This window comes from Ochrobactrum sp. A-1, from assembly GCF_022488005.1.
Taxonomy (GTDB): Bacteria; Pseudomonadota; Alphaproteobacteria; order Rhizobiales; family Rhizobiaceae; genus Brucella.
On record NZ_JAKVQC010000004.1, the window covers coordinates 1,141,523 to 1,167,628 of the forward strand.

A 26,106-nucleotide genomic window follows, 5' to 3' on the forward strand; every position below is an offset into this window, starting at 1 on the left:
TTTACGCATCTTGCCTGCGTTCAAGCAGAACCTTCAAGACAAGTGTCAGAAGAGCGATCAGTGCAAGTGTCGAAGCCGCAGCGAATGCACCGGCGACATTATAGTCATTGAACAGTAGTTCCACCTGAAGCGGCAGCGTATTGGTCTTGCCTCGGATGGCACCCGAAACGACCGACGTTGCTCCAAACTCTCCCATCACACGCGCATTGCAAAGTACAGCACCGTAGAGCAATGCCCATTTGATATTAGGCAAGGTCACGTAGAAGAAGGTTTGCCAGGCATTGGCTCCAAGCGTCAGAGCTGCTTCTTCTTCTTCACTCCCCTGCACTTCCATCAGCGGGATCAATTCACGCGCCACGAAAGGCGAAGTGACAAAGAGGCTGACAAGAAAGATCGCCGGAACCGTGAACATGATCTTGATGTCGTAGGTTTCCAGCAATGGCCCCAGCAAACCTTGCGATCCGTAGAGGAAGAGATAGGTCACACCGGCCACGATGGGAGAGACTGAGAACGGTATTTCCACGAAAGTAATCAGCAGCCGTCGTCCGGGGAAACGGAACTTGGTTACGAGCCATGCAACGCAAACACCAAACGCCATATTGATAGGCACCACGACAATAGCCGTCAGAATGGTCAGCCAGACCGCATGCAATGTATCCGGCTTCAATATTTCACCGAAGAAGACATCAACGCCCTTGCTGAACGCATAGGAGAAGATGACTGCAAGCGGTGCTCCGATGCAGATCACCGACAAGCCCGCCGCCAGCCAGATCAACAGATTGCGTGCAGGTCCGGAGTTTCGCGCCTGTAAACTTGCGCTAGCGTTCTGCATAACGAAGCTGCCTTGCCTGAATGAGATTGGTCACAAGAAGCATCAGGAACGCCGTAACGAGCATCACGAATGCAAGTGCTGCGGCGGCTGGATAATCATATTCATCAAGCCGGATGAAAACGAGCAGCGATGTCACTTCAGTCTCGAAGGGAAGATTGCCCGAAATAAAGACAATCGAACCAAACTCACCGAGGCTGCGCGCAAAGGAAAGCGACGAGCCTGCAAGGAAAGATGGAAAGATGGTCGGCCAGATAATGTGTGAGAATGTCTGCCAAGAGCTGGCCCCGAGGCTACGGGCAGCTTCTTCCACATCAGCGCTCATATCCTCCAGTACCGGCTGCACCGTGCGAATAACAAATGGAATGCTGGTGAAAAACATCGCGATCATGATGCCGAGCGGTGCATAGGCAACCTTTATTCCAATCGGCTCAAGGAACCGTCCGAACCAGCCATTCTGGGCAAAGAGCGTTACCAATGCCAGACCTGCTATGGCAGTCGGCAGCGCGAAAGGAAGATCGACTGCAGCATCAATCAGGCGTTTGCCGGGGAATTCGTATCGGGTCAGCACCCAGGCCAGCAAAAGACCGAATAGGCCATTGAATACTGTTGCTACCGCAGCTGCACTCAAGGTGATCTTATAGGTCGCCAGTGCCCGATCTGAGGTCACGATACTCCAGAAGTCGCTCCAGCCGAGACTTGCCGTTTTCAGAATCATGGCCAACAGTGGCAAGGCCACGATCACAGCCAGATAAAGCAAAGTGCAGCCGAGGGTCAGTCCGAACCCCGGCAGCACAGAATTACGTTTCATGCTTAGAAGCGCCACTGGATTTTTCCAAAAAGCAAGGCGATCCCTCAGGGATCGCCAATTGGCTCTGTTTATTTGCCGGTGAAGAGCTGATCGAGCACTCCGCCTTCGGCGAAATGTTCCTTCTGAACTTTCTCCCAGCCACCGAAAGCATCTTCAACAGTCACGAGCCGCACATCGGGATAGATATCCTTATGTTTTGCGATGACATCCTTGTCATGCACGCGGTTGAAGTTTTGAGCTAGAATCTCCTGGCCTTCCGGCGAATAGAGATAATCGAGATAGGCTTCGGCAATCTTGCGCGATCCGCGCTTGTCTACCACCTTGTCGACGACCGTAACAGGAAACTCTGCCAGCAGACTGACTTCCGGTACGACAACGTCATATTTGTCGGGGCCAAGAACCTTCTCGGTTCCGCGTGTTTCAGCCTCGAAGGTCACCAACACGTCGCCAATGCCACGTTCGGCAAAAGTCGTCGTTGCGCCACGACCGCCCGTATCGAACACGGGAACATTCTTGAAAATCTTCCCGATAAATTCGTGAACTTTTGTCTGATCGCCCTTGAATGCTTCGTTCGCGTACGCCGTCGCAGCAAGATAAGTATAGCGCGCATTGCCCGAAGTTTTCGGATTCGGGAAGATCACCTTCACGTCGTCACGCGCCAGATCATCCCAATTCTTGATGTTCTTCGGATTGCCCTCACGAACGAGGAAAGCAGGGAATGAATAGTAGGGTGACGAGTTGTTCGGGAGTCGCTTCTGCCAATCGGCCGGAATGAGATTGCCCTTGTCATGCAGGACCTGCACGTCGGTCACCTGATTGAAGGTAACCACATCCGCTTCAAGCCCTTCCAGGATCGAACGCGCCTGCTTCGAGGAGCCCGCATGAGACTGATTGACGGTCAGATCTTCACCGGTCTTGGTCTTCCAGTCCGCGATGAAGGCCTTGTTGACCTGTTCGTAGAGTTCTCGCGCGATGTCATAGGAAACGTTGAGGATTTCCTTCGGCTCCTGCGCATGAACCGGAGCGGCGCCGAGACCGAGAGCTACCGCCGCATATAGAATAATTTTTCTCATTAGACCCATCCCCACCGCGCTGTTTGCGAGAAGCGCTCTAAACTGGATTGTTTTCGGAAAACAAATCTAACGAGAGAAGAGATAAAATCAATCTAAATCATTGATTTAAATATATAAACTACTTTCAAAGCCATTCATGGAACCTGTACCCAAACCACATGCTGGCATGAGAAAATAATTCTCATCAGGATCGAAACCATAAAATGAAATGCAAAAGGCAGGAGACTTCCACCCCCTGCCTTCAAACCTTTTCTTGGACTTCTGATCTCACCAGAAACCGCGATGCTGCCAGCACCAGAGAAAATTATGCTCGCCACGCTCCAGCCGGCTACGGCGGCGCGCTGCAATCTCTTCCGCATTCAACTTCATTTCGCGCCAAGGCTGCTCTAAAAAGGCCGGAACACGCAAAAACGTATTCTTCATTTTCGTAGCGAGCAGTTGAACGGTTCGCTTCATGCCTAGCCTCCTCATTGCCTTCCGCTCAAATATTGTCGCGCTTTCGCCGCAACAATGAACGATAGGTTAATTTTGAAGGCTTCTCGGCTTTTGTCAATAACCTACTTATTTTATCGGAGTTAACTGTGTGAAATAATTTGCGAGCCAGATCAACCAGCCCGCAAATTCATTCCTGTTAAACCTCGTAGTCGATTGAGGGCGTAATGCGTACCTTGGCGATATGACGACCGTTCATCGACTCGATCTTGAACTCCAGGCCATCGGCAACGAAGCTTTCCCCACCCAGCGGCAAGTGTCCGAGATGCCAGAGAACATAACCGGCCAGCGTCGTATAGCGATCACCATCATCAAGAAGGTCGCGTTCAAGAAGACCACTCAGCCGACGAATATCGGTAAAGCCATCCACAAGATAACCACCATGGCCGTCCGACTGCGCTACAGCCGCCTCTTCATCTTCATCAGGAAACTCACCGGCAATGGCTTCCAGAACGTCGGTGGGTGTCACGACGCCTTCGAAAGAACCATGCTCGTCTACCACCACCGCGATCTGAACAGGTGAGTTGCGCAACTGTTCCATAACGCGCAACACATTTGCATTTTCATGCACGACAAGCGGTTGTTTTACGATTTTGTCCCAGTCGATAGGCTTCCTGTCGCCGATATCGAGCAGAAGATCCCTCACAAGCGCCACGCCGATGAACTCATCCACCTGACGACGTGCAACGATGACGCGTGAATGTGACAGCTTGCGAATGGCCGCATCCAGTTCCGCTTCGTCTTCATCGAGGTCCAGCCACTCGATCTCATTGCGTGGCGACATGATGGAACGCACAGGTCGATCAGCCAGATCGAGAACGCCGCGGATCATCTCCTTTTCTTCCGGCAGGAAGACGTCACTGGCGGCTGTCTGCTGGGCAATCACATCAATCGTATCAGAGAGCGGATTTTCACCGCGACCACCACCGAGCAGGCGCAGGACTGCGCCTGCCGTGCGTTCTCGCAGATCATTGGTGGTAACCAGCTTTTCACGATTGTGTCGCGACATCTGATTGGCCGCTTCGATCAATACCGAGAAGCCGATCGCGGCATAGAGATAACCCTTTGGAATATGGAATCCGAAACCTTCCACGACCAGACTGAAGCCAATCATCATCAAAAAGCCAAGACAGAGGATGACGACGGTGGGGTGTTTGTTGACAAAGTCCATCAACGGCTTGGAAGCGAGCATCATCACGCCGATGGCGATAACCACAGCAATCATCATGACCGGCAGGTGCTGAACCATGCCAACAGCCGTGATGACGCTATCCAGCGAGAACACCGCATCCAGAACGACAATCTGAACGATCACTTGCCAGAACACAGCATGCACGACCTTGGAACTTTTTGGCCCATGATCGCCCTCCAGCCGCTCGTGGAGCTCCATTGTGCCCTTGGCGAGGAGGAAGAGGCCACCTATCAGCATGATGATGTCGCGTCCCGAGAAGGACATGCCCATCAGCGACACCAAGGGCTCTCGCAGAGTGACGATCCAGGAAATCGACGCCAGCAGTACCAAACGCATCAGAAGAGCGAGACTAAGGCCGACCAGCCGCGCACGATTGCGTTGGTGTGGAGGCAGTTTGTCGGCCAGAATGGCGATGAAGACGAGATTGTCGATACCGAGAACGATCTCGAGTACCACCAATGTCACCAAACCTATCCAGGCATTGGGGTCGGCAATCCAGTCCATGGACCAGTCCATGATATGTCGGCTCCTTTAAAGATCAGCAGAAATGAAAATTGGAAACTACGCCGCAAGCAGTTTGTGGCCGGGCCGCTTTTGTGCGGTCCAGCCCCAGGCGAACAAAGACTATCGGGAATTGTTCAACGCGTGGGAAGCCCGAACACCCCTTCGGGGAACTCGGACTTCGAGAAGACGAATCGTCAGAACTGTCGTCGGGCATAAAGCGCGATGAACCTTATATGAGGTGCTTGCGAGGCTCCAAGCCTCAGCAACACCGGTTGCCATATGGAACATATGGTTTTGTTATTAAGCAGACTGAAGCCTGCTGCACAAGAGACCGATTATTATTCGGCCGGTGAGACATGAACCCGGCGCTTACGCTCCCGACGTGGACGGGCTTTGAAAAAACGAACGCCAATGACCGTCACGATGATAGTCGCGATCGTGATCCCGATCACGAACCAGAACATGTGATCGCCGTCCATTCTGGCAAAAACGCCAGCGCCACGGCCAGCCAACCAACCCGGAAGGAACATCAGTGGAGCCCATACCAAGGCAGACAGGACATTCGCGGTCTGAAAGCGCGTCTGATCCATCGACATCATGCCGGCAACCATCGGTACGGTGCAGCGTACAGGGCCGAAGAAGCGGCCCAGGAACACCGCCGAAAAACCATAGCGGCGGAATAGGAGGCGCGCACGCGCCACACCGCTGCGGTGCTTGTTGAGCGGCCACTTGTGGATGATGTTGCGGCCAAGCCACCACCCTAGGAAATAGGAGATAATATCGCCGATAACAGCACCAATGATCGCGCCGATGATGACGGGAATAGGTTCAATGATTCCGGCCCCCACGAGGCCGCCAATGGCGATCATGATCGGAGTGGCTGGAATGAACATTCCTATAATGGCGAGAGACTCGCCAAAGGCGATGATGCCCACGATAGGCCCAGCCCATGACCGATGATCGGAAATAAACTGTCCGAGATCGCCTATTATGCTTTCCATTCCGTCCTCAAATGTCGCGAACCGGATTTTGAAACGATGTGAGCCGTTTCTGTTTTCTTCGGCAAGGGCAACCCGGTGCATGATGCGCCTTGCTCTGACAAATTCCAGGGGCGGTGCCGGTGTCCGTGACTTCAGAACCATTACCAACCAATCAAGTCTTTTATATGCCGTAGCTTCTCAGACAAGCATCAATAATTGATGACATGGCTGCGACATTTGCGGCGTGGCTCTACTCCCTGAACGAAACCTCCCCACCGGACGTATTAGTCCAGCTTGGCGAATATGGAGCCGCAGGGTTCGGCTTACAACGCCGGAGACCTGAAAAAATGAATCAAATCAAGAATCTCTCATTTCCGATTCTCAAAAGAGCGCTCAGGAAATACAACCAGAATATACACACACGGAAAAAGACACCGGTAACGCGCAGAAATGGATTTTCGAAAGACCCGCATTTCCGGGCTTTTTGGACAAGCTGTCATTTTTTTCAGAAATTTTGCAGTTGAAGGCTGGACAGGTGGAAAAGAGGCCGTTATAGAACCGCTCACTTCACCGGGGCCGCTGCCTCGGCAAAGCGAGTGGGTGATTAGCTCAGTTGGTAGAGCAGCTGACTCTTAATCAGCGGGTCGTAGGTTCGATCCCTACATCACCCACCAAAATCGCTTTAAATTCCAATAACTTCCGCTGATTAACCCGATGGTCATCCGACCTTCATACGATCTATCCGACATCATAAGATCGGACGAATATCGGACGATCGGATGACGATCATTTACCGGTCTTCCTGATTGATTCTATCCAACAGTGGTTGAAACGCCGAAGCGTGGAGCTTCACGAAACCAACTGGCGTCTCTGGATAGTACTGAAGCGTCCAAATCGTGTTCGTGCTGACGCACCGCTTCAGTTCCTCATGGGAGATAAAGTCGCCTTCATCATACCAAGGATCTCGTTCAATGGCTTCAGCAGCCGTTTGATAGCTCAGCTTGTGATCATTACATGCGACTGAAAACGAACTGAACTCACCTTTCAGCAGTTTCCCCTTCAGGTCTTCAATTTCATTTGTCATCTATTGCTCCAGCGCTGCGCGGGCTTTTTGCCCGCCATCTCGGTCCAGCTTTGCACGTGATGGTGCGCCTACACTTCCAATCTTTCTACAATTTGAAACATGTTCTTCATACCATTCCAACGCCTTCCTCGCCGCCGCGAGCTTGGCTTCGAGGGCTTCGACATTGGCGTTTGCGTCTATCTCACGCTTGGTAGCAATGCGTTCGGCAAATTTGGCATCGTCCAGAGCTTCATCCCGTTCGGTCTCAAGTTCCTTAATTCGCGCATCCTTCGCCGCGTTGTCGGCTCGCAGCGTCACAAGCTCCTGACAGGCCAAGTCCATCAGGGCGTAGGCTTCCGGCTGATACCCGGTAATGCCCGCACCGATGATCTTCATCCACTTATCAAGGTCGCCTTCAAACCGAAGGCGCTCTTTTTCTGCTGCTCTCGCCCGTTCCGCCGCCGATAGATCCCCAGCCTGCGAGCGGCATTGCTCGATAAGCCACGTGGGACCGTCCAGAGATTTGTTGTTGTCAAACCAAGCGATTGCATCGGGACCACCTTTGAAATAGCCCCAAATGGTTCGCGCCAAGTTCTCGGCCACCGTCACCAGTCCCGTATCTGTAGCGGCAGGCGCGGGGCGGGTGTTTATCTCGCGGACGTTAACGTTGATCTTCGCTAAGCTCTCCGCATATTCCTTCGTGCAATCTTTCCAGTAGCGGCCCTCGGTCCAATACTGCCATTGCGTAGGCTCCAGTTCACTCGTCATACCGAACTCTCCCGACCTACGATGTTGTTTGCTTCGAAGAACGACAGGAAAGGCACGCTGTCCGCATGACCATGTTCTGCAAAGAATTTCTGTGTCTCGCCCCGTTCGTGGAGTTCAACGACGCCGTGTTGATGCACGGTGACCTCAACATTGTCCGGCATATCTCGTAGAACGCGTTCCAGCCGCCTGAACCATTTCAGTTCACTCGCCATGACGGTCGCCTCCTGATGGGTGGGACGGCCATCGGACAAGTCGCGTCATAGCTGAGTTAGCAAAGGCTATCTCGTTGCTGTCCACCGCCATAATTAACATTCTGGTTGGATAGGTCTGATCTCGCCAGTCGCGGGCATTGAGGTCAAAATCCTCGTGGCAAACCATACGGATTTCGAACATATCGCCGGGTCTGGCGTAAATTACTTTTGGCTTGCTCATTCCGCGCCCTCCGAAGCTGGTGCAGAGGGGAGAGAAAGCGGATGCGGCATGTATTCGACAGGATCGGCAGGGCTTTCGCCTTCTAAATCCCACCAGTATCCGCCCTTATGATCGGACCATGTTGCCTCATAGACCCGACCGTCTGCGTCCCGCACCCAGTAGTGATCCGAGTTGCGGATAGTCATTTTCTCGCCGTCGCCAAGGTCGAAAGTGTGCTCGAATGTGATCGACTTGTCGGCCTCGGAAATCGGACGCCACAAACGTTCAAGATCAGCTCGCGCATCCTCCTCTACCTTGCCGGCGTCGGCATGGTCCGGGGAGGATAGGGCGCGGATGGCGGCGGCGGCATGTACCAGCCCACTTTCCTGACCAGCTTCAAACGCCGCCCAATCAGCAAGCCCCGCACATTCGCTTAGATTATACTCAAGCATGGCGTTTTCTGCCGCCCGCGCCGCTTCCTCCAACGCCAGCTCACGCACTGCAGTAGCGTGCTCGGGCGCAGATCGAAACGGAAGGCTTCTGATTGAGGACGCAATTTCCGCACACGCGTTCTTGGCCTGAAGCTCAGCATAAAGAGGCTTTCTGGCCTCCGCCACTTGTGCGGCCTCCTCAAGTGCGATTTCACGCTCTGATATCAATCCCTTCATGACTGCACCTCCATCTGTCTCCGCCAGTCAAAAAATCCGAGTGCGCCCCTGCAGGGAATGAACTCGACAGGCTGTGCATTCCGGATGACGAAACCGAACTCACCCACAAACCAATCGCTATTGCTGTGCTCAACACAGCCCACGATCTCCGCGACACCGACAATTCCACCGATGCCCTTGCCTGCTACCACGAATGTATCGATCTCCATGTCGGCTCCGGTCACAGGATGAAGACACATCTGAAGATCGATGGCTGCGTCATGATCGACTTTCTTACCTGCATGAATGGCAATCAAACCACGGCGCGACGTGCGCCATGATCTATTTTCAATATCCTTGTGGCCGTTAACGATCAGCCAAGCCCAAGGCTGCTGTATCGAAAGCGCGAGATCCGGCAGAAGTGGATAGATTTTCTCAGTGGATTTCATTTTTCGGCCTCTGCTTTCAAACCGGAAAATCGTCGTCTATGACATCGCTCTCAAAGCGATCTGACAGCGAAAGTCGACTAACCGGCCTGTACGGTCGATTGATCTGCAAAACGGTCTGCTCGACGCACGGTGTGTAGGAAAAGATCGATGGACCACCGTAAAAATGTGTCACCCAACCTGTGATAGCGGGCTCAATGGCGTCAGGTTGATCTTCTGGCCAAGCTAAAGAAGGGATGTCGATACGAAGCATCTTTGCACCAAACCGTTCTTCCTCTCGCGCTTTCCCTGCATGACGGCGATGCCCGAAAACTTCAACAATAGCCCATTCAAATCCGTCATCAGGCGCGGACAAATTTGCTTCTTCAGACATTGGCTCCCCCTTCCGCTGCAATGCGCTTCCGTGCTGCCGTCACCCAATTTCGAAGTGCGCCGATTGTGCCGCTCGTCGACCTCGCGCGGATCCCGAGCAGGTGAACCATGCTGTCGTGCGACGGACTGCGCTTGAACTTGGCGTCGTAGTTCTCAGTGAGAAACTGCACGACTTCGCTTTCAGCCTCGCGCTGACGATTTCGCCATGCGGAATAGTCCTGACCATCGAACGGACCAACCTCACGGTCCGCGTCCGCGAGCGCGTTCTCGACTGCCCAGATCGCCTTTATGAGAATGTTCGCAACGTCCGTCATGCTCCGCCCTCCGCTTGCGCCACGACATCGGCAACGAACAGCGATGCGGAAACATCCATCGCAGCACAGACACGCACCAGGCGCGAAACCGAAATCCGGTTTTCTCCGCGCTCGTACTTCTGGATCTGCTGAAAGGTGATGCCGCTTCCGGCTGCAACCTCGGTCTGCGTTTTGCGCTTAGCGCACCGGACCTCGCGGAGCCTGCGACCAATAGCGATATCGAGATCTGTTACTCTCTTCAGTTTTTGCATGCTGGCCTCCTAATCAACCGCCATTTCGGTGCTTGCCCCGGCGTCGAACCATTCGACCATGTTGCCGATAGCGGTATCGGCCATGTCTGGATGCAGGGCGAGATAGTGCTTCAGTATCTGGTGAGCGCCATTAAGCGAGTGTCCGGATACGGCGCAGATCTGCGGCAAGGTATTGCCTGCCAGCGCCATCCACGTGATCGCAGTGGCGCGCATGTCCTTTTCCAGCACCGTCGCAACGCTCGGCATTTCCTTGGCCGCTTTCGCGCGGATCTCGGCGAACTCATTGCGATAGGTGAACTCGTTCCATTTCTCCCAGGTGTGCTCATTCAGATGGAGATACGGACTGTCGATCGGACCTTCTTTGCGCACTTTCGAAGCGGCCTCGCGGCGCGAAGTAGCCGCGTCAATGCGCTCCTGGTATGCCGAAGCAATCGGCGGGCTGATAACTGCACCTGTCTTCGATTGCTGGATGATGAAGCGACCGTTTCGAATAAAACTGCTCTTGAGGATAAGCCGATCGGTCTGGCGCTGGCCGGTCCATACGCCGCAATAGAGCATGTCCGCGATATCGATCCTGCCTTCAGTCTCGGCAGTTTTGACCAGGGCGTTAAATTCGTCCCTAGTGAGAAACCGCGCCCGAGGCTTAGGCGATTTCATGCCAAGGCCAGCTGCAGGGTTCGCAACGAGCCCTTTTATTTTGCCCTTCTTCAGGCCCCACTTGATCGCCATGCCCAAAATGGTGAGCGTGCCGCGAGCGGTGGCGATGCCGCGGGTTTCCCAAAGGTCCTCATAAAGGCCGTAGCAAATCGCCTGATCGAGCGAGGCGACTTCCGCCGCCCAAAGATCCGGATCGTGATACTCGATGACGCGGGCTTTCTTCCGGTAGTCGTCAATTGTTGCCTTCGCCAGCCCTTTGACTGCCGGGCTATTGCGAAAATCTTCCAGCAGTTGGCTGATCGGATAGGTCCCTATCGGCTTCTCGACGACAATGGCGCGTGCGGGCGCCATCTCCTGTCGCCTTTCCTGCGCTTCTGTTGTGCGCTCTTGCTGGAAGTTCTGCGACCAGTCCAGCGCCTCGCCAGCGGTAAACCACCGGCCATCATCGTGCCGGAGATCCTTGCCCTTGAAGCCTTGTTTCCGCAGCGTCGGGCCCGGCTCAAAGCGCGGGCGTCCGTCACGCCAATTGACGTTCTTGATTTTCATACTCGTTACTCTGTCTGGTTGGAGAAAATGCTCCGGCGGCTACTCATTACACAGGCCGCCGGAGCCAGATTGCCGACTATGGGGCGTAGTCGGGCTTGCCAGTCACACGCTAGAGAGCGGTTGGGGGTACGTGCGCCTGGCTATTTCGTAGGAGGGCTAAAAAGGGCGGCAATGATCAATCCCGCGATCATTGTGAAAACGCCGCATGCCATCCCGAAGGCAAAAGTTTCATGCATCGCCGCTGCGCTCCGGTGCTCGTGGCGTAATGATCGCGCTGCGCCCGATCATGTCGCGGAAGATCTGCTTGCGCTCGCGCACGTTCTCGATCAGCGCCAGCAATAGCCGATCGCCACGATCGAAGATCTCGTCGATGTTTTCGGCAGCTTTATCGTGATCCATGGCGCGGCCCCGAAATCTTGTCGTGGACGAGCTTGCCGCCGAGCGTCAGATCCAGCCCGACGCGTTCGCGCTTCACCAGATCAGAGCGGAGCAAACCGTCGATCGTGGCAGCTTCGAACCGCTTGTTACCGATCAACCATCTGCCGCTGATCATCTGGCGCTGGCTTCGAAATCGAGCGATCGCCAGCAACGCCTGACGCTCCGAACGTGACAGAGCGTGCTTCGGATCGAGAATGGCCGGGTTTTCAGAGAGAGGTTTCATGCTCGACCTCCTACTATCGGCTTAAATTCCATCGACGAACCAACGGTTCCATCGGGAAGATCGCCAGTGGCAGAAGTGTTGCTCGCCCGGGAAAGTGCCTCAAACATCGCGATAATTGCGGATCTGTCGTCACAATTTCCGATAAAAAGCCGATCCCGTTACCGAGTGCATGACCGAGCGCCTGCCCGATTTCCTTTTCAGTTAGCTCATTATTCCAAGATTGCAGAACCTTACGGACAATAAGCATCGCAATCTGCATGAAATCATGCTGCGCTGTGAGAGAGCGTTTCTGGCGATCATTCCCCGACGCGGCTATTGCCTTCGCCAGCAAGCCGTCATTATCGGCCTCAATCGTTGCCATGATGGTGTCAATGTCGAAGAAATGAACCTGCTTCATTGTGCTGCACTCCGTGAATAACGTTCACGCAGGGCACTTTTTTCAATCGAAATCACATTTGCCATTGCCGGATCCGCAGGCGCTACATGCGATGCAGAAGCTTCCGTAGCAAACATTCCCTGCTCTTCAATCCAGCGCTCCATAGCGCCGCGCGGCCAGATCCAGCCGGTCGCGATCTTGCGCGGCATGCCTTCCAGCATGTGAAGTTCCAGCCATTTCCGCTTAATCCAAGCTTCAGAGCGCCCGAGCGCTGCTGAGAGCTCGCCAATTCCGACGACCTTGTCTGCCAAAGACATCTGATTGCCTCCTGTGCAAATCACATGCAGCAAGGATGTCAAAAATCATGTGAAAATCAATTGAAAATATGAAAATTTGAAATCTGGAATGATAAATAGCCGTAATAGTTGAAAAGTTTCATACGAAATATCTGTGCATAAACCCGAAAAAGCCTTTCGAGTGTATGCAATCCGATCTGAAAAATTGCTGGAGAAGCGGATATATGCGCAGCAAAAAGCGCCAAAAGTGGGGCGCTACGGTCAAAAATCACATGGCATGATTAGTGGCGGAGGCGAAACGATCCGACGATGACGCCCTTTACGATGATGTTTTCGTTATCCACGATCTCGGGCAGGCCGGGTTGTCCGTTCGCCAACGCGGTCAAAAGATATGGTGTGCGATAGATACGAAACACCGTTTCGGCAATACCTCGCCGATGGTCGTATTTCAGCGCACAAACCGCGTCTCCAGATCGTGGGGCTTCGTTGCGATCAACAATCACAACGTCGCCAGCGCCGTACCCTACAGCCGAAAGAGCGGGGGTTTTCAGGGTCCAGAGCTCTACGCCTTGCGCTTTTTGCGCAACCGCCTCGAGGGCGTGCGAAAGAAAGCCTCCGCTGCCAGCGCTAGCATCGTAGACGATGCCCTCTTCCTCACTGAAAAACGCCATGCTTGGCCGCAGTCGCTGCTCGTAAGCAGGAACACCGGTCGCATCCTCGATCTTCTTAACAGTGCGAGCCGTCAGAGCGTGACCGCTCTGATTGTTTGAATAGAAGCGGCTAAGGGTCGAGGGGTTCAACCCTGCCCTTCTCGCCACATCCGTCAGTGTAAGCCCGCTGGATGACGTGATGTTTTCCAGCCAGGCAATCTGCTGCTCGCGTAAATCACTCATACGCGGAATTGAAGCAGCCATCGCAAGCATGTTCAAAACGCAATACTCCGCTTGACAGTGTGAAGCAAATCACATCTCCATATGAAAATTCAAGCGATATGTGAAAAATTGGACTGTTTTCCGATGGAAAAAACACTCGCAGAAATCGATAGCCTTAGAAATCGGCTCGGCATTAGCCAAGCTGATATGTGTCGTGAAGCCGAAGTATCGGAAAGCACGTTGCCTCGTGCCCGCTCTGATAGTCGTGAGCTTTCGCCCCGGATCCGGCGAAAGCTAGTGACAGCTTTGGAACGGATCGCCTCGAGCCGCGGGGTTATGGTCATAGATCCTGATGAGAAAGGTAGCGAACCATGAGCGCCGCCATTCTCATAAGCCTTGCTGATAGACGCCCTGAAGATCTGGCGCTGAACACAGCCTTTCATCAATCCATCCTCGACGACTTGAACCGCGAAGCGACGTTTCGCGGATGGAGTGGCTCAATCATCGACGACTACGCCTCTGGCGATGGAATTGTTGCCGTCACGATAGCCGAAGGCGAACAGCCAGCGACGATCGAGGATCTGCGCAAGTTCCGCGAGGATCGAAAACTCCGCGAAGAAGAATTTCGCATGACAGGTCGCCTGATCTGATCAGTCGCCGACGATGCGCGAGATCCTGTCGAGTGGTTCGGCAGGGAACATGGAGAAAAGTATGCCTGACATCGTGAACAGCGCCAGTGATGAACGCACAGTCAACAACACCATGCGACACGCCTATCGCGTCCTCTCGGACGAGGAGAAGGCGAACATGAGCAAGCTCAAGGATATGGGCCTCGAGTTCCACAGCATGGTCGATGGCCTTGGATCGAGCCGTGAGCTCTCGATCGCCAAAACCAAAATCGAAGAAGCCGTCATGTGGGCTGTGAAGCACATCACAGCCTAGCTTTTGAGCGCGCCGGATTTGTCCGTTGTACCGGCGCAACCTCGCTAATGTTTTCGGAAGACTGCCATGGAAAATCAACGGAAGCCTTACCGTCCTGATCAGCGATTTGCGCTTCAGCGCATAGAGCAGACCCGGATCCGGCTGCACATCACGCGCCGGGATCTGTGCGACGCCGCTGGCATCTCAAACAGTAGTTATTTCCGCATGTGCAAGAGCGGACGCTGTTTCCCGCGTCACATCAAGTCACTGCGCTTCGCTCTCCGCACGATCGAGCAGAAGCGCAAGGCGTCGGAGCACATGTTCAGCCTGGTTGGAGATATCTGACATGAACTATCAGCGCCGCGCGGCAAGCATAGCTCTCAAGGGTGTTCGTCTCGCCCTTTCCGCCAGCAAGGTCCGCCAGACTGATCGGCGATCTGTCGAGATCTATCTGCTCGTGACCACCTGCGGCGTGTCTCAACCGCTGACCGCCGATATCTGCGGCTGCACCAAGCAAAACGTTTCGAAGCTTCTGCGCCGGGTCGAATACCGCCGCGATGAACGCGCGTTCGACGAAGCGATTGCGGAGCTCGAGCAAGTTTTCGTGGAGGATTATTGATGTCTGAGCACCATGATTTTTCTGTCGGATGTCGCGTGGTCTGCGTCGACAACTCCCAATGGGACCGCACGGTTATGTCGGCATGTCCAGAAGTTGGCAAGGTTTATACGGTCAGGAACCTCGCGCCATATCTTGGTGGCGGTCATACGGGTCTGATGTTCGTCGAGGTTCGATCATTTGTGACCGGCAGATTGCTGGTGTTCGGCAAAGACGCCGAATGGTGGTTCCAGTCTATCTATTTCAAGCCGCTCGATGATCGTCGCCTCGATGTTTTCCGCCAAATTCTTGTCAATGCCAGCATTTGGGGCGGGGCGCAGAAATGAGCCGCTTTTCCGTCGCCAAGGATCGGGTGCTTGAAGATCTCGATAACATTATCGAGGAGCTGCTTCAGGCCAATCGAAAACATAAGCGTAGAAACCTCTGGAATGTCCGCAATCGCTTCCGGGCGAAGTCTCAACCGGATCAGATGGTCGTTTGGCTTCAGGGCAACCGGCGCGGTGCCTGGAAGGATTTTGTTTCCGGCGAAAAGGGCGATGCGATCGACCTGGTCGCATTCGGGCTGAAAGGCGTTGTCGATGATCAGAGCCGCATGGACGCGCTGGAATGGATCGAGGACCGTTACGGCCTCAAGAGCATGTCAGACGAACGGCGCGAGCAGCTGAACGCTGAGGCATCGGCCAGACGGAAGGCAGCTGAAGCCAATGAATTGAAGCGTCGTGAAGCCTCAATCGAGCGAGCACGCAAGTTCTTCTTCAGCTGTAGCGAACAGATCCTCGAAACGCCGGTCGAAGCCTATTTCAAGTCCCGCAACATCGACATTTCCAAGGTTCCGAACCTCGGGCGCTCGCTGCGCTTTCGACCAGATTGTGAATACTGGATGGAAGAGAGCCGCCCGAAAATCCCGACGCTCGTTTCTGCCATGGTCGATGTCGGTGGCCGTATCGGTGCCTGCCACTACACGTTTCTGCGCCCTGACGGATCCGGGAAGGCTGATGTCGAAAAAGCCAAGCTTATGTTTCCTGAAACGTCCGGACTTGTCATCCGACTGACCAATGGCCCGAGCGGGCTGTCAGCGGAAGATGCTGCGAAGGAAGGCGTCAAGGGTATTTGCGGTCTCGTCGAAGGCGTCGAGGATGGCGCATCTGTCGGCATTTCGGAGCCGGAATTGCGCATGTGGTCAGCTGGCAGTCTCTCAGGCCTGCTTACCGTGCCGGATCATCCTGCTGTCTCCAGCTGGATCATTTTCAAGGACAACGATTGGGGGAAACCTCAAGCGCAGGCGCTATTCGATCGAGCAGTCGCCCGCATCAAGAGCTTCAGGAAGCCGGTCGAGGTTATCTCAATGCCGGCTGAATGGGGGAAGGACGTCAACGATGCAATAAGGAGTGGCTGGTGATGGCCGATATACTGAAAATCAATGCCGTAGAATATGGCGGTGCCGTCGCGCACGTCGCTGCGTTTCGCGCATTCGAGATCCTGTCAGACGACACAAGCGAGCTACATGCGAGCAGCTTCGATTGGTACGGCGGCAGTCGGAATCCTGAAGCCGAAGAAACGGAAGTCCTGACGCTTGCTGAATATACGGCGCGCACCGCGTCGATCGGCGAACAGCTTTGGCGTTATGGTGTGATCAGTGGCGTCATCGTCCAGAATGATGTGAAGGCTCCTCTTTTCACGGATCTGCCCCTCGCCCGTCAGGTGGCGTTTAACACCTTCGCTGCAACGTGTCTCGGCGTCGAGCTCGAAATGCGCAAGGCACAGCTTGCGGCAGAAAAGGCCGCGATCGAAGCGCAGCGTTCCGCTCCGGCTCCCCTCGCCCTCGAGGACAGCATTTTCGAGCCGGAACCCTCGCTCGGCGATCAGCATGAATACCAGAAAGTGTTCATGAAAGAGCTTCCTGCCTACGAACAGCAAATTGCTGATGCCAGGGCAAAAGCCGAACTGGAAGCTGCCGCAGAGCAAGAAATCGCGTCGATCGGCGAGAAAATCACTGATGCACCTGCCCCCCTTTCTTTAGGCGAAATTGAAAAGGACGAAACCAATGCGGAAGAAACTTCAGCAGCTGGATCGGAAGCGGGCGGCACGGCGGAAGCGGATCCTGACGCACAGGGTCAAATTCATGATCTGGATGATGACGGAAGCACGGCGGACGGACAAACCGTTTCATCGACCTCTGAAGGAACGTCTGAAGATCCTTCAGAACTGGCATCACCGTTGGAGCCTGAAGCAGGCGAAGCGGCTGGCGACGGAAATGAGGCGGTCGGATCTGGAACAGAGCCAGATGGCGCATCTCCACAGCAAACTGAACTATCAGAAGACGCCGCCGCTGCAACAGCAACCGACGCTAACAGTGATGCGCCCGGAGGCCATGACGGCGTGAAGCCGTCAAAATCGTCGAAGACGAAAAAGCAAAACTGAAATTGACCGGTCAAAAGTCAACCGGAAAGGGGTTTTTCAATCTCTTTCCGGTCCTGGGGAAAAATTTTTTCGATGCAACAGGAAAATGAAGCGGGCATCCGTAAAACAGGCGGCTTGATCGGCGGAGCCGTCAATCGTGTGAAGCTCGCGGAAAAACGCCAGGCCGAAAAATATCCGGAGCGCGGCAAGCCCCTCGATGGCATCAAGCCGGGCGAGTGGATCGACGATGGCTTTACCGATGCCACCGGCTTTCTGCCTTACAACTGCCCCGTGCGTCCACTTGGCTATGACGGCGAGCATTTCTATTTCGTCGACACGATGGGGCAGGTTTTCAATTCCGGCGACGGCGCGCTCGGTGTCGAGCGCCTGCAGAAGCTTTTTGCGGGTCATGAGGAATGGCTCGATTGGGCCTTCCCGGCCTTTGACAAGGGCGGCAAGGTTACGGGCTTCAAATCTGAGATGGTCCGCCGCGCTCTTTTCGCAGCCTGCCGCCAGCGCGGCGCATGGTCCTCAACTGACATGGTGCGCGGTCGTGGTGCGTGGCGCGACAGTCAGGGCAAGCTTTTGCTGCATTGCGGCGATCACATGTGGATCGACGGCGAGATCGAAGATACCGGCGAATATGGCGATTATCTCTATGTGCGCAGGCCGCGATCAATGTCGCCCTGGGCGGATCCGGTACAGCCAGAGGATAATCCTGCCACGGAAGTCGTGAAGATCCTGCGTACCTGGAATATGGATCGCGGCGATGTCGATGCCATTCTGATGCTCGGTTCGATCGGCGTTGCAATGCTCGGCGGTGCGCTCGATTGGCGCCCATCTCTGTTTATCGTCGGCGATGCTGGTACAGGAAAATCGGAGCTTACCGGCAAGTTTGGTCTGCTGAAGGCGATCCTCGGCAGAATGATGGTTTCGACGACGAACGCCTCCGAAGCCGGTCTCTACCAGCTGGTCGGACACGATAGCGTACCGATCGCGATCGACGAGCTCGAGGGCGAAGACGGTCAGGATCAAGCGCAACGTGTCATCAAGATGGCGCGAGACGCCGCCAGCGGGTCGGTTCGTATCCGTGGCGGGCAGAACCACAAGGGCGTTGAGTTTCAGGCGCAATCTACATTCTTCTTTTCGGGTATCAACCCGCCGCCGTTGCCTCCGGCCTCCCTGACCCGCCTTGCCATTATCCAGCTGCTGCCGCTGAAGGCGACCAGCAACAAAGCGCCGGTTCTTCCTGCCGCTGAGACAGTCGGACCCCGGTTGCTGCGCGTCCTGGCTGATGGATGGGACAAGCTACACTATCACCTCGAGGATTATTCAAACATTCTGCGCGAGCATGGTCACGATAGTCGTGGTCAAAAGACTTTCGGTACATTTCTGGCTGTCGCTCACACCATGCTCGGCGATGAAGGGCTGAAGGCTCTCGGCCTGCCTTCCGACGATCTGTCTCTGTGGGGGCAGTGGCTCGCAGCGGACAAGCTGCCGGAGCTCGAGGGAAAGTCAGCGACGTGGGAACAGTGCCTCGGCGCTATCCTCACCTCCGTGATCGACAATTTCACCGGCGGTCAACGTCGCACCGTGGCGCAGGAGCTCGAGCGGCTTCGAGAGGATCGGGAACAAGGCTTCAATGACACGCGCGACAAGCTGGCCGCTATCGATCTCGGGCTCCACGGTACCAAGGCGCAGCCTTTCCTTTGCATTCCGAACCAGAGCCGCATTCTGGCAAAGGCGCTTACCGGAACGCCATTTTCGAGCGGAACGCAAGGAAGCTGGAATTATGCCTTCAGGCGCGGCGAGCCGGGGATCGTGCATTCCAAGATCGATGTAGGCGGCGGCAGGATCGATAATCGCGTCACTGTCGCAGGGCGGCAGGTGCGGTGCTGTTTCATCGATCTCAACAAATTCGAGGAGTGGCAGAAGCGGTGATCGTCGCAACCATAGGCGGCACCGATCCGCCAATTTGTCCAAATTTTAGGAGCGAAACCCGGACCCCCACCCCTTGGCGTGCTGAAAACAGCGCGGTTGACGGTTTTTGGCCTGTTGTAGCCTAACGCATAACGAGTACTGCGCCATGAAAAACTGTCTAATTGTCTAATGGGTGTCTAATCGACATAGCGCAGTGAAAACAGACAGTTAGCAGGAGAATTAGACGCTTAGACAGTTAGACAGCAAATCCTACCTAATGCACGTACATACGCATACGCATGAGGATATTTATATGTCTAATTGTCTAAGTGTCTAAATATAAGAATAAGTGACTGATTTAATTGAATAATCAGCATTAGACAGAAGCTAGACAGTCATTAGACAGCGTGAGCGATGACAGAGAATAAAATAATCGGAAATGGTGAAGATACGGGGCTCGATTGGCGCTCCGACGCGGCTTCGTCGCTCGAGCGTCGCGAGCCGGAGAAGGCCGCACAGCGTGGTCGCGGCAGGCCGAAGGGCGCGGGAAACCGCAAAACCAAGGACTTTCAGGCTTGGTATGAGGCGCAGGGTTTCAAGGATCCACTGCAATTGCAGGCGGAATTCATGTCATCGGACCCGGTGGCGCTGCAATCGTTCTTCCTCGAGCACGAAAAAACCATGAAGGCCATCGGCAAGAAAACCGGCATCGCAGTGCCAGCACTGATCGACATCGTGAAAGAGCAGATGGCCTGCGCCCGCGATCTCGCACCATACCTGCATGGCAAAGCGCCAGTGCGTGTTGTGGTCGAGGATGAGCGCCTGCCGATGCTGGTCATCAATTCCGGCACGAACCAGATCGACCAGGCGCGGCAGGTTGCGGCGCAAAAAGGTCTGACGGTCGGTCGCCCAATGATCGATGCCACGCCTAATAAAATCAATGACTTAGCAGAAGCACAAACCGAAGGTCGGACGGCACAAGATCGGACGGAAGATAAAAGCAAATGATTGCAACACGTTATGCGATAAAGCAGATGATACGGTATCACCTACTTAGCACTGGTCATTTTGAGGGGACCGGCCCGTTTTGCCTGATCGGACTTTTTTCCCATCACGCCGCCAGCTCCGCGCGGACTGTCATCGGCAGCGAACTGGGCCCGGCTCGCCGGGCCTTCCCCGAAGACGGCCCCCCTCCCCCCTACCAGGGGTACGCTTGCGCGCACCGATCCCAATTTTGGCAATTCAGTCTCGGGGCTGGTTCTTTGGCCGCGAGCGTTTTGCCTCGCCTTGGGGCGGGGGTGCGGGTTGCAAAGTGCGCCGCGACCGTCCTCGCCCCTCGAGGGGTCGGGGGAAAAAGCTTCATCGTATTTGGGGAAGGAAAGGAAAAGCGGACGCCGCGCAGTCTACGCCTTCGGCTTAGCCTGCTCGGCGACTTGCTTTGGGTCGGCGCGCATGCGCTGTCGCGCGCGCCGACAAGCGGCCTATCCGGAAAGGTGTTCTGATGGCTCAACACATTGCGGATATAGTCAGTCGCGATGACATCAAGCTTTTCAGCGAAGAGGAAGTCCGCGAACTCGTCGGCAAACTCGAGATCGTTGGTGACTTCGATCCATTCAATTACACGCCGCCTGGCCCCGTTGGAGAGGCCTTCCTCAACTCGACCTATCTCACGACCTTCATCATGGGGCCGCTTGGCGGGGGCAAGACAACGCTCTGTGCCTTTCGCCGGATCATGGCAGCAACGCTCGCGCCGGTCGCATGGCACCCTGAAGACGGCAAGCCCACGCGCATGTGCCGCTGGATTGTCCTGCGCGATACCTTCCGATCAGCGGAAAAGACGGTTCTGGAAAGCTGGAAACAATGGTTTCCGAAAAACTTCCACGGTTCAAAGTGGGCTGGCGGGAATGATCGTCCCGTAACGCATACCCTGCGCTTCATGGGATCCGACGGGATCCGGATCGAGGTTATTACCGAATTCGCAGGCCTCGGCGAAAATTCTATCGAGACGCTGATGAAGGGCCGCGAATATTCAGGCGGCTGGCTCAATGAAGCAGATACGCATGCCGATGGCTCGCTCGACGATCTTGAACAGCGCGTCGGTCGTTATCCATCCTCGAATATCCTGCTCACCGTCCAGGAGCTCGAGGAGCTTGGCCAGCAGTTGGGCCGTCAAATCATTTCGGGACAGCGCCAGCGGTTTGTGATCGGAGACTTGAACGCTCCGACAGTTGATAACTGGGTCTACAAGGTTTTTGTCAAGAAGGTTACGGATGATCGCTTCCTGTTTCGCCAGCCTTCAGGGCGTTCGGAACAAGCCGAAAACTTGTTCAACCTGGAAAAGGACTATTACTCCCGCATCATCCGCAACCAGGACGAGCACTTCGTCAAGCGCATGGTGGATAACGAATTCGGCTACTCGCGCCATGGAAAGCCTGTGTTTGAGAGATACAATCGATCCATCAATGTTGCCCGTTATCGGATTGATTTCGAACCGAAACTCACGCTTGGCATAGGGATTGACGTGTCAACAAACACGCTCAACCCAGCGGCAGTATTCGGCCAGGTTAAGGGTTCGGGGCGAATTGCAGCTATCGATGAACTTTATATGGGCCATGGCGTCGGCGCTGCCAGATTTGCAGAAGGGCTTCTGCGAAAATTGGAAGCAAACTATTCAAACGCTGGAACGGTCCGGATCTGGTGCGACCCCGCCGCCGAATACGGCGCTGATCGCGAAGGCGGTCAATTAGCTGCATTGGACACCATAGCGATAATCCTCGGGCTACCGGTTCTCATTCCCGCTGGTGGTTCCAATGAGCTCGGAATGCGCCTCGACGCCGTGAAAACGGAGCTTCGCGGCTATCATGAGCCGAATAGTGAACTAATTATCTGCCCGGAAAAATGCCCGTACCTCTTGGAAGGCTTCGACGGAAAGTACCGCTTCAAGCGGAGAAAAGAAACGGCATCGACCGAATTTGAGGAGGAGCCAGAAAAGACGCACCCATGGTCTGACATTATGGATGGTCTTCAGTATCTGATCCTTGGATTTCGCGGTCGAGCTGGCGTTATTCGTGGAGCGGCAGATCAAGAAAAGCAGGGTAATCGATTTTCTGCAAATCGTCCTCGCGCCGGTAATGGCCCTTGGGGCTCCGGATCTCGCGGTGGCTTCGACCCGCATAAGGTCGGTCGCAGATGAAATACCAGATCGAATCCCCTGCCACCATATTCGACATGGCGGAGCTATCGGGATCGCGGACGCAACTTCATTGGGCTGTTGTGCGCGAAATGTGGTCCGCCGGTGAAACCTTTTCCCTTCGTGCTGATAGAAAGCTGATCGGCGTTTTTGGCCTCTACCCGCTCGAGAACGGCGCGGAACCTTGGTTCAACGTCCTACCTGAAGCGGCACAACACATGAATTTTCTCGTCCGCCAGATCCGGTTGACGCTAGCTTCCCGCTCTTACCCTGAGATTGTGGTGCTCTGCACCTCCAAGGCTGGCAGTCGCATTGCGCGGCTTGTCGGCTTTCGTTTCGTGGAAAACACAGAGTGCGGAGAGATCTGGCATGCCAAACCTTCTTGGGTCAAACAAGGGCGCAGAACTGCAAAAGCAACAGGCGGAAGCGCAGCAGCGGCAGACGCTCGCCAATCTTGCAGCTCAACAAGCTGAAACCGATCAGGCTGCGGCAGGGAAAACCGGGCGCAAAACCGGCAGTCGCATGCTCACCTTCCTGACTGATACGACTGGCGGCAATTCCAAATTCGGGCAGGCATAATGTTCGAAACAAGCAAGCTGAAAAGTCGCCGGAGCGCGGCGAAAAAAGAGCGGGACAGCTTTCAGCCTCTCATGGACGAAGCTTATCAGTTTGCTATCCCGTTCCGAAAATCCACCCGAGACACCGGCACTGGGGAAAAGCGTGTCGATCAGGTGTTCGATCATACCGCGATCGATAGCGCCTTTCGTTTTGCTGGCAAGGTACAACAGGATTTTTGGCCTGCTGGTGAAGAGAATTTCGAGCTCGAACCCGGTCCTATCGTCATGAACGTGAAGGAACGCGAAGCCATGACAGAAGCGCTTGGCCCGATCAGCGCGGTTGCGCAAGCGTTCTTCGATGATGGGGATTGGGATATGGCGTTTCATGAAATGGCGCTGGATCTGTCTGCCGGAACCGGCGCAATCCTGATGAACCCGACGCAAGATCCGGAGCTCCTTTGGGAACCGATATCGGTATCGATCGACGAGCTTTTGATCGAGCAAGGCCCGAACAACAAGATTTCCGCGATCTTCTGGACGCGCAAGATGTCCGTTCGCGTGCTCTTCGACACATGGTCTGAAGGCAGCTTCGGCTACGATCTGAAGGAAATCCACCGCACACATCCGGAAAGCGAGATCGAAGTTTACGTCGATACTGTTTACGACCGCAAGCGCAAGCGCTGGAACATGCTGGTGTGGTGCCAGAAACAGGAAAGCATCATTTTCCAAACGGAAAGCCGCACATGTCCGTGGCTGATCCCGCGCTATTTCCGCGTGCCTGGCGAAACTTATGGCCGTGGTCCGGTCATGCTCGCAATGCCGACGATCAAGACGCTCAACACAACTGCTCGCCTTCAGCTTCAGGCGGCAGCTATTGCCATGCTTGGCATATATACTGCCGTTGATGACGGCGTATTCAATCCAGATCTGGCCCCGATCGAGCCGGGAGTGTTCTGGAAAGTTGCTCGCAACGGCGGAACGCTCGGCCCATCCATCAATCGCTTTCCGGATCCGCGCCTCGACCTGTCGAACATGGTGCTTCAGGACATGCGCATGTCTGTGAAAGCTACCATGATGGATCAATCACTCCCGCCAGATGGCGGCGCTGTCAGATCCGCAACCGAAATTCTAGAGCGCGTCAAGCGCCTCGCATCCGATCATCTTGGCGCATATGGCCGATTGATCAAGGAAATCACCATTCCCGCCGTCAAGCGCGTGATCGAGCTCGCGTATAATCGCGGTCTGATTTCAAACGAAATTCCGATCGACCAGTTATTGATCCGCGTCAAGATCAAGTCGCCGCTGGCCATGGCACGTGAAGCACAGCGCATCGAGAAAATCGTCCAGTGGCTTCAGATGGTGATCATGATCCTTCAGCAGCGCGCGGTTCGTGTAGCCAAACTCGAGGACGCGCTCTCCGATATCGGTCGCCAGCTTGGTGTACCGGCAACATACATCGTCACGTCCCAAGAGCGTGAAGCGATGGACAAGCAAGAACAGGGCGCGGCCTTAGCTGCGGCGGGCGCTGCTGCACTTGGCGCTGACCCTGCAATGGCGGGCGCAGCAACAGCTGCATTAGGAGCGGCAGGATAATGCAACCACAAGATTTTCAGAACATTATTGAGAGCGCCTCCGGCGACGGATGGGATTTTTTTAACAAACAGATCGATCCAGCCATTCGAGAACGTCTGGGCGTCCAGCAAGCCAAAGACGATGGCGATAAAAAAGCCATTGCTGCCGCATGGGCTCGCTTCGCAGATAGCCCGGATGGACGCAAAGCCCTCGAGCGCCTCTTCGATACCACTCTTCGCCGTACCGTGTTTTTCGCCGCCCTTGGTCTCGATCCGACATCAATGGCTGTGTTCGGTGCCTTTCGCGAAGGCCAGAACGCGGTAGCGCACGAAATTGCCAGGCAGATCGGCATTGGCAATCAAGAGGCTGTCCAGCCTCGCGACATCTGAAAGGAAAGCGTGAAATGTTTAGACTTTTGACGAAGTATAAGCCTGTTTTCGAAGCCGAAGGTCTCGGAGGCGGTGGCGGCGGCAGTGGTGATGGATGGACCGCTCCGCAGGGACTTCCTGCCGAATTTGCCGGTGCCAATGCGGATGAAACGCTCGGCAAATTGCTCGGCGGCTACAATGATCTCAATACACGGTTCGGGGGTATGCGCGACAAGCTGTCAAAAATGCCAGCTGCTCCAGAAAAGCCGGATATGTACACTTTCGAACCCGGCGATAATCTGAAGCCATTCTTCGGTGACATATCGCAGGATCCCGCATTTACCTCTGCGCGCAATGCTGCCCACAAGCACGGTCTCAGCCAAGAGCAGTTTGCAGGCTTCATTTCCGATGTCTATTCGCCGCTTGTCGAACAAGGCGTACTGGCTGCGCCATTCAATCCAGCGGCGGAACTGAAAACGTTCCAGTCTGCAACGGGCTTGGACCAACGTGCAACGCAAGAGGCGCTTGTCGCAACCGAGACCTTTGCCAAAGGCCTTATCAATCAGCTGAAGGACGTTCCGGAAGCGCTGAAGAACGATGTCAGTGCGATGTTGCTCGGCATGACTGATACAGCAGCCGGCAATGTTCTCCTTCGCGCCCTCTCTGGTCGTTTGTCCGAAAACGGGATCCGTGTCGAGGGTCATGGCGGCGGCGAAGGCGCGCTCACGGCTGACGATCTCAAAAAGCTCGACAGCGATCCACGGATCGATCCGCGCAATCGCGATCATGAAGATCCGAAGAAGCGCTTCGATGAAGGTCTGCGCAAGCGCTACGACGAAGCCTATAATCGCCTCTATCCGGCCCGCTAAGTTGACCGGACTTGCCCTGTTCTATCGTCGAGATCAGCACAGGGCGGACCTGCAAAGCTCGCGGCCTCTCCGGCTTTGACCGGACCCGCGAGCCGCTGCGGCCTCTCCTCCCCGGTGTTTTCCCTTCAACAT

Annotated in this window: 35 protein-coding genes and 1 tRNA gene; 15 read left to right on the forward strand and 21 right to left on the reverse strand. The window is 54.9% G+C overall.

Annotated elements, in window-relative coordinates; all coding sequences use genetic code 11:
• Position 1 precedes the first annotated feature (1 nt).
• From cysW to MKS82_RS15035, 6 genes are all read right to left on the reverse strand, one after another.
• Positions 2-832: a sulfate ABC transporter permease subunit CysW gene (gene cysW / locus MKS82_RS15010; RefSeq protein WP_109988507.1), complete on the reverse strand. Its 831-nt coding sequence runs from the start codon at positions 830-832 to the stop codon at positions 2-4.
• Entirely contained in the window at positions 819-1,640 is an 822-nt protein-coding gene (cysT, locus tag MKS82_RS15015) for a sulfate ABC transporter permease subunit CysT (protein ID WP_109988508.1), read from the reverse strand. Before cysT ends, cysW begins: the two co-directional genes overlap by 14 nt.
• A 68-nt stretch (positions 1,641-1,708) precedes the next feature.
• Positions 1,709-2,713 carry a sulfate ABC transporter substrate-binding protein gene (locus tag MKS82_RS15020; RefSeq protein WP_109988509.1) on the reverse strand — a complete coding sequence of 335 codons (1,005 nt, stop codon included), beginning with the start codon at positions 2,711-2,713 and terminating at the stop codon, positions 1,709-1,711.
• A 267-nt stretch (positions 2,714-2,980) separates the two neighbouring features.
• A complete protein-coding gene (locus MKS82_RS15025; RefSeq protein WP_104755894.1) occupies positions 2,981-3,169 on the reverse strand; it encodes a hypothetical protein in 189 nt (62 codons plus the stop codon).
• A 175-nt stretch (positions 3,170-3,344) separates the two neighbouring features.
• The gene (locus MKS82_RS15030) at positions 3,345-4,913 is read right to left on the reverse strand and encodes a TerC family protein (protein WP_109988510.1); all 1,569 of its coding nucleotides are present in this window, start codon (positions 4,911-4,913) and stop codon (positions 3,345-3,347) included.
• Between the two features lie 326 nt (positions 4,914-5,239).
• Positions 5,240-5,902 (reverse strand): DedA family protein, encoded by a 663-nt coding sequence (locus MKS82_RS15035; RefSeq protein WP_109988532.1) that lies wholly within the window; start codon positions 5,900-5,902, stop codon positions 5,240-5,242.
• Between the two features lie 577 nt (positions 5,903-6,479).
• On the opposite strand from MKS82_RS15035, the gene MKS82_RS15040 reads away from it, so the two are divergent.
• Positions 6,480-6,555, forward strand: a tRNA-Lys gene (locus tag MKS82_RS15040).
• Positions 6,556-6,671: 116 nt separating this feature from the next.
• Here MKS82_RS15040 and MKS82_RS15045 read toward each other — a convergent pair.
• The 15 genes from MKS82_RS15045 to MKS82_RS15115 all read right to left on the reverse strand — a co-directional run bounded on the left by MKS82_RS15045 (position 6,672) and on the right by MKS82_RS15115 (position 13,603).
• Positions 6,672-6,965, reverse strand: coding sequence for a hypothetical protein (locus MKS82_RS15045; protein WP_240578937.1), 294 nt, complete (start codon positions 6,963-6,965; stop codon positions 6,672-6,674).
• Positions 6,966-7,712 carry a hypothetical protein gene (locus MKS82_RS15050; RefSeq protein ID WP_240578938.1) on the reverse strand — a complete coding sequence of 249 codons (747 nt, stop codon included), beginning with the start codon at positions 7,710-7,712 and terminating at the stop codon, positions 6,966-6,968. It lies immediately after the preceding gene.
• Positions 7,709-7,924, reverse strand: a complete 216-nt coding sequence (locus tag MKS82_RS15055; protein WP_240578939.1) for a hypothetical protein — start codon at positions 7,922-7,924, stop codon at positions 7,709-7,711. Before MKS82_RS15055 ends, MKS82_RS15050 begins: the two co-directional genes overlap by 4 nt.
• Entirely contained in the window at positions 7,914-8,144 is a 231-nt protein-coding gene (locus MKS82_RS15060; protein ID WP_240578940.1) for a hypothetical protein, read from the reverse strand. The genes MKS82_RS15055 and MKS82_RS15060 overlap by 11 nt, the downstream gene beginning before the upstream one ends.
• Positions 8,141-8,791: a hypothetical protein gene (locus tag MKS82_RS15065; protein WP_240578941.1), complete on the reverse strand. Its 651-nt coding sequence runs from the start codon at positions 8,789-8,791 to the stop codon at positions 8,141-8,143. Before MKS82_RS15065 ends, MKS82_RS15060 begins: the two co-directional genes overlap by 4 nt.
• A complete protein-coding gene (locus tag MKS82_RS15070) occupies positions 8,788-9,219 on the reverse strand; it encodes an ASCH domain-containing protein (protein ID WP_240578942.1) in 432 nt (143 codons plus the stop codon). Before MKS82_RS15070 ends, MKS82_RS15065 begins: the two co-directional genes overlap by 4 nt.
• A 16-nt stretch (positions 9,220-9,235) precedes the next feature.
• Complete coding sequence (locus MKS82_RS15075; RefSeq protein ID WP_240578943.1) at positions 9,236-9,589, reverse strand: hypothetical protein; 354 nt, start codon at positions 9,587-9,589, stop codon at positions 9,236-9,238.
• Positions 9,582-9,902 carry a hypothetical protein gene (locus tag MKS82_RS15080; RefSeq protein WP_240578944.1) on the reverse strand — a complete coding sequence of 107 codons (321 nt, stop codon included), beginning with the start codon at positions 9,900-9,902 and terminating at the stop codon, positions 9,582-9,584. The genes MKS82_RS15075 and MKS82_RS15080 overlap by 8 nt, the downstream gene beginning before the upstream one ends.
• Positions 9,899-10,153 (reverse strand): helix-turn-helix domain-containing protein, encoded by a 255-nt coding sequence (locus MKS82_RS15085; protein WP_240578945.1) that lies wholly within the window; start codon positions 10,151-10,153, stop codon positions 9,899-9,901. Before MKS82_RS15085 ends, MKS82_RS15080 begins: the two co-directional genes overlap by 4 nt.
• A gap of 9 nt (positions 10,154-10,162) precedes the next feature.
• On the reverse strand, positions 10,163-11,356 hold the full coding sequence (locus MKS82_RS15090) for a hypothetical protein (protein ID WP_240578946.1): 1,194 nt from the start codon (positions 11,354-11,356) through the stop codon (positions 10,163-10,165).
• 228 nt (positions 11,357-11,584) lie between these two features.
• Complete coding sequence (locus tag MKS82_RS15095; RefSeq protein ID WP_240578947.1) at positions 11,585-11,755, reverse strand: hypothetical protein; 171 nt, start codon at positions 11,753-11,755, stop codon at positions 11,585-11,587.
• Positions 11,742-12,017, reverse strand: coding sequence for a hypothetical protein (locus tag MKS82_RS15100; protein WP_240578948.1), 276 nt, complete (start codon positions 12,015-12,017; stop codon positions 11,742-11,744). Before MKS82_RS15100 ends, MKS82_RS15095 begins: the two co-directional genes overlap by 14 nt.
• A gap of 13 nt (positions 12,018-12,030) precedes the next feature.
• Positions 12,031-12,414 carry a hypothetical protein gene (locus MKS82_RS15105; protein ID WP_240578949.1) on the reverse strand — a complete coding sequence of 128 codons (384 nt, stop codon included), beginning with the start codon at positions 12,412-12,414 and terminating at the stop codon, positions 12,031-12,033.
• On the reverse strand, positions 12,411-12,710 hold the full coding sequence (locus tag MKS82_RS15110) for a hypothetical protein (RefSeq protein WP_240578950.1): 300 nt from the start codon (positions 12,708-12,710) through the stop codon (positions 12,411-12,413). The genes MKS82_RS15105 and MKS82_RS15110 overlap by 4 nt, the downstream gene beginning before the upstream one ends.
• 260 nt (positions 12,711-12,970) lie before the next feature.
• Positions 12,971-13,603, reverse strand: a complete 633-nt coding sequence (locus MKS82_RS15115; RefSeq protein ID WP_240578951.1) for a helix-turn-helix domain-containing protein — start codon at positions 13,601-13,603, stop codon at positions 12,971-12,973.
• Positions 13,604-13,932: 329 nt separating this feature from the next.
• On the opposite strand from MKS82_RS15115, the gene MKS82_RS15120 reads away from it, so the two are divergent.
• The 14 genes from MKS82_RS15120 (at position 13,933) to MKS82_RS15185 (ending at position 25,974) form a co-directional block, all read left to right on the forward strand.
• Positions 13,933-14,211 carry a hypothetical protein gene (locus MKS82_RS15120; RefSeq protein ID WP_240578952.1) on the forward strand — a complete coding sequence of 93 codons (279 nt, stop codon included), beginning with the start codon at positions 13,933-13,935 and terminating at the stop codon, positions 14,209-14,211.
• Positions 14,212-14,272: 61 nt separating this feature from the next.
• Positions 14,273-14,503, forward strand: coding sequence for an Acb2/Tad1 domain-containing protein (locus MKS82_RS15125; RefSeq protein WP_240578953.1), 231 nt, complete (start codon positions 14,273-14,275; stop codon positions 14,501-14,503).
• Between the two features lie 66 nt (positions 14,504-14,569).
• Positions 14,570-14,827, forward strand: coding sequence for a hypothetical protein (locus MKS82_RS15130; RefSeq protein ID WP_240578954.1), 258 nt, complete (start codon positions 14,570-14,572; stop codon positions 14,825-14,827).
• 1 nt (position 14,828) lies between these two features.
• Positions 14,829-15,101: a hypothetical protein gene (locus tag MKS82_RS15135; RefSeq protein WP_240578955.1), complete on the forward strand. Its 273-nt coding sequence runs from the start codon at positions 14,829-14,831 to the stop codon at positions 15,099-15,101.
• Entirely contained in the window at positions 15,101-15,424 is a 324-nt protein-coding gene (locus MKS82_RS15140) for a hypothetical protein (protein ID WP_240578956.1), read from the forward strand. The genes MKS82_RS15135 and MKS82_RS15140 overlap by 1 nt, the downstream gene beginning before the upstream one ends.
• A complete protein-coding gene (locus tag MKS82_RS15145; RefSeq protein WP_240578957.1) occupies positions 15,421-16,497 on the forward strand; it encodes a DUF7146 domain-containing protein in 1,077 nt (358 codons plus the stop codon). Before MKS82_RS15140 ends, MKS82_RS15145 begins: the two co-directional genes overlap by 4 nt.
• Positions 16,497-17,519 carry a hypothetical protein gene (locus MKS82_RS15150; RefSeq protein WP_240578958.1) on the forward strand — a complete coding sequence of 341 codons (1,023 nt, stop codon included), beginning with the start codon at positions 16,497-16,499 and terminating at the stop codon, positions 17,517-17,519. Before MKS82_RS15145 ends, MKS82_RS15150 begins: the two co-directional genes overlap by 1 nt.
• A gap of 72 nt (positions 17,520-17,591) precedes the next feature.
• Positions 17,592-19,439 (forward strand): hypothetical protein, encoded by a 1,848-nt coding sequence (locus MKS82_RS15155; protein ID WP_240578959.1) that lies wholly within the window; start codon positions 17,592-17,594, stop codon positions 19,437-19,439.
• A 393-nt stretch (positions 19,440-19,832) separates the two neighbouring features.
• Positions 19,833-20,426: a hypothetical protein gene (locus tag MKS82_RS15160; protein ID WP_240578960.1), complete on the forward strand. Its 594-nt coding sequence runs from the start codon at positions 19,833-19,835 to the stop codon at positions 20,424-20,426.
• A gap of 493 nt (positions 20,427-20,919) precedes the next feature.
• A complete protein-coding gene (locus tag MKS82_RS15165) occupies positions 20,920-22,611 on the forward strand; it encodes a hypothetical protein (protein ID WP_240578961.1) in 1,692 nt (563 codons plus the stop codon).
• 366 nt (positions 22,612-22,977) lie between these two features.
• Complete coding sequence (locus tag MKS82_RS15170; protein ID WP_240578962.1) at positions 22,978-23,187, forward strand: hypothetical protein; 210 nt, start codon at positions 22,978-22,980, stop codon at positions 23,185-23,187.
• A complete protein-coding gene (locus tag MKS82_RS15175) occupies positions 23,187-24,758 on the forward strand; it encodes a portal protein (protein ID WP_240578963.1) in 1,572 nt (523 codons plus the stop codon). Before MKS82_RS15170 ends, MKS82_RS15175 begins: the two co-directional genes overlap by 1 nt.
• Entirely contained in the window at positions 24,758-25,126 is a 369-nt protein-coding gene (locus MKS82_RS15180) for a hypothetical protein (RefSeq protein WP_240578964.1), read from the forward strand. Before MKS82_RS15175 ends, MKS82_RS15180 begins: the two co-directional genes overlap by 1 nt.
• A gap of 14 nt (positions 25,127-25,140) precedes the next feature.
• A complete protein-coding gene (locus MKS82_RS15185) occupies positions 25,141-25,974 on the forward strand; it encodes a capsid assembly protein (RefSeq protein WP_240578965.1) in 834 nt (277 codons plus the stop codon).
• Positions 25,975-26,106 lie beyond the last annotated feature (132 nt).

Excerpts from the sequence above, each read along its gene's own strand:
- cysW (WP_109988507.1), bottom strand. The coding sequence starts at position 832 with ATGCAGAACGCTAGCGCAAGTTTACAGGCGCGAAACTCCGGACCTGCA.
- cysT (WP_109988508.1), bottom strand. The coding sequence starts at position 1,640 with ATGAAACGTAATTCTGTGCTGCCGGGGTTCGGACTGACCCTCGGCTGC.
- MKS82_RS15020 (WP_109988509.1), bottom strand. The coding sequence starts at position 2,713 with ATGAGAAAAATTATTCTATATGCGGCGGTAGCTCTCGGTCTCGGCGCC.
- MKS82_RS15025 (WP_104755894.1), bottom strand. The coding sequence starts at position 3,169 with ATGAAGCGAACCGTTCAACTGCTCGCTACGAAAATGAAGAATACGTTT.
- MKS82_RS15030 (WP_109988510.1), bottom strand. The coding sequence starts at position 4,913 with ATGGACTGGTCCATGGACTGGATTGCCGACCCCAATGCCTGGATAGGT.
- MKS82_RS15035 (WP_109988532.1), bottom strand. The coding sequence starts at position 5,902 with ATGGAAAGCATAATAGGCGATCTCGGACAGTTTATTTCCGATCATCGG.
- MKS82_RS15045 (WP_240578937.1), bottom strand. The coding sequence starts at position 6,965 with ATGACAAATGAAATTGAAGACCTGAAGGGGAAACTGCTGAAAGGTGAG.
- MKS82_RS15050 (WP_240578938.1), bottom strand. The coding sequence starts at position 7,712 with ATGACGAGTGAACTGGAGCCTACGCAATGGCAGTATTGGACCGAGGGC.
- MKS82_RS15055 (WP_240578939.1), bottom strand. The coding sequence starts at position 7,924 with ATGGCGAGTGAACTGAAATGGTTCAGGCGGCTGGAACGCGTTCTACGA.
- MKS82_RS15060 (WP_240578940.1), bottom strand. The coding sequence starts at position 8,144 with ATGAGCAAGCCAAAAGTAATTTACGCCAGACCCGGCGATATGTTCGAA.
- MKS82_RS15065 (WP_240578941.1), bottom strand. The coding sequence starts at position 8,791 with ATGAAGGGATTGATATCAGAGCGTGAAATCGCACTTGAGGAGGCCGCA.
- MKS82_RS15070 (WP_240578942.1), bottom strand. The coding sequence starts at position 9,219 with ATGAAATCCACTGAGAAAATCTATCCACTTCTGCCGGATCTCGCGCTT.
- MKS82_RS15075 (WP_240578943.1), bottom strand. The coding sequence starts at position 9,589 with ATGTCTGAAGAAGCAAATTTGTCCGCGCCTGATGACGGATTTGAATGG.
- MKS82_RS15080 (WP_240578944.1), bottom strand. The coding sequence starts at position 9,902 with ATGACGGACGTTGCGAACATTCTCATAAAGGCGATCTGGGCAGTCGAG.
- MKS82_RS15085 (WP_240578945.1), bottom strand. The coding sequence starts at position 10,153 with ATGCAAAAACTGAAGAGAGTAACAGATCTCGATATCGCTATTGGTCGC.
- MKS82_RS15090 (WP_240578946.1), bottom strand. The coding sequence starts at position 11,356 with ATGAAAATCAAGAACGTCAATTGGCGTGACGGACGCCCGCGCTTTGAG.
- MKS82_RS15095 (WP_240578947.1), bottom strand. The coding sequence starts at position 11,755 with ATGGATCACGATAAAGCTGCCGAAAACATCGACGAGATCTTCGATCGT.
- MKS82_RS15100 (WP_240578948.1), bottom strand. The coding sequence starts at position 12,017 with ATGAAACCTCTCTCTGAAAACCCGGCCATTCTCGATCCGAAGCACGCT.
- MKS82_RS15105 (WP_240578949.1), bottom strand. The coding sequence starts at position 12,414 with ATGAAGCAGGTTCATTTCTTCGACATTGACACCATCATGGCAACGATT.
- MKS82_RS15110 (WP_240578950.1), bottom strand. The coding sequence starts at position 12,710 with ATGTCTTTGGCAGACAAGGTCGTCGGAATTGGCGAGCTCTCAGCAGCG.
- MKS82_RS15115 (WP_240578951.1), bottom strand. The coding sequence starts at position 13,603 with ATGGCTGCTTCAATTCCGCGTATGAGTGATTTACGCGAGCAGCAGATT.
- MKS82_RS15120 (WP_240578952.1), top strand. The coding sequence starts at position 13,933 with ATGAGCGCCGCCATTCTCATAAGCCTTGCTGATAGACGCCCTGAAGAT.
- MKS82_RS15125 (WP_240578953.1), top strand. The coding sequence starts at position 14,273 with ATGCCTGACATCGTGAACAGCGCCAGTGATGAACGCACAGTCAACAAC.
- MKS82_RS15130 (WP_240578954.1), top strand. The coding sequence starts at position 14,570 with ATGGAAAATCAACGGAAGCCTTACCGTCCTGATCAGCGATTTGCGCTT.
- MKS82_RS15135 (WP_240578955.1), top strand. The coding sequence starts at position 14,829 with ATGAACTATCAGCGCCGCGCGGCAAGCATAGCTCTCAAGGGTGTTCGT.
- MKS82_RS15140 (WP_240578956.1), top strand. The coding sequence starts at position 15,101 with ATGTCTGAGCACCATGATTTTTCTGTCGGATGTCGCGTGGTCTGCGTC.
- MKS82_RS15145 (WP_240578957.1), top strand. The coding sequence starts at position 15,421 with ATGAGCCGCTTTTCCGTCGCCAAGGATCGGGTGCTTGAAGATCTCGAT.
- MKS82_RS15150 (WP_240578958.1), top strand. The coding sequence starts at position 16,497 with ATGGCCGATATACTGAAAATCAATGCCGTAGAATATGGCGGTGCCGTC.
- MKS82_RS15155 (WP_240578959.1), top strand. The coding sequence starts at position 17,592 with ATGCAACAGGAAAATGAAGCGGGCATCCGTAAAACAGGCGGCTTGATC.
- MKS82_RS15160 (WP_240578960.1), top strand. The coding sequence starts at position 19,833 with ATGACAGAGAATAAAATAATCGGAAATGGTGAAGATACGGGGCTCGAT.
- MKS82_RS15165 (WP_240578961.1), top strand. The coding sequence starts at position 20,920 with ATGGCTCAACACATTGCGGATATAGTCAGTCGCGATGACATCAAGCTT.
- MKS82_RS15170 (WP_240578962.1), top strand. The coding sequence starts at position 22,978 with ATGCCAAACCTTCTTGGGTCAAACAAGGGCGCAGAACTGCAAAAGCAA.
- MKS82_RS15175 (WP_240578963.1), top strand. The coding sequence starts at position 23,187 with ATGTTCGAAACAAGCAAGCTGAAAAGTCGCCGGAGCGCGGCGAAAAAA.
- MKS82_RS15180 (WP_240578964.1), top strand. The coding sequence starts at position 24,758 with ATGCAACCACAAGATTTTCAGAACATTATTGAGAGCGCCTCCGGCGAC.
- MKS82_RS15185 (WP_240578965.1), top strand. The coding sequence starts at position 25,141 with ATGTTTAGACTTTTGACGAAGTATAAGCCTGTTTTCGAAGCCGAAGGT.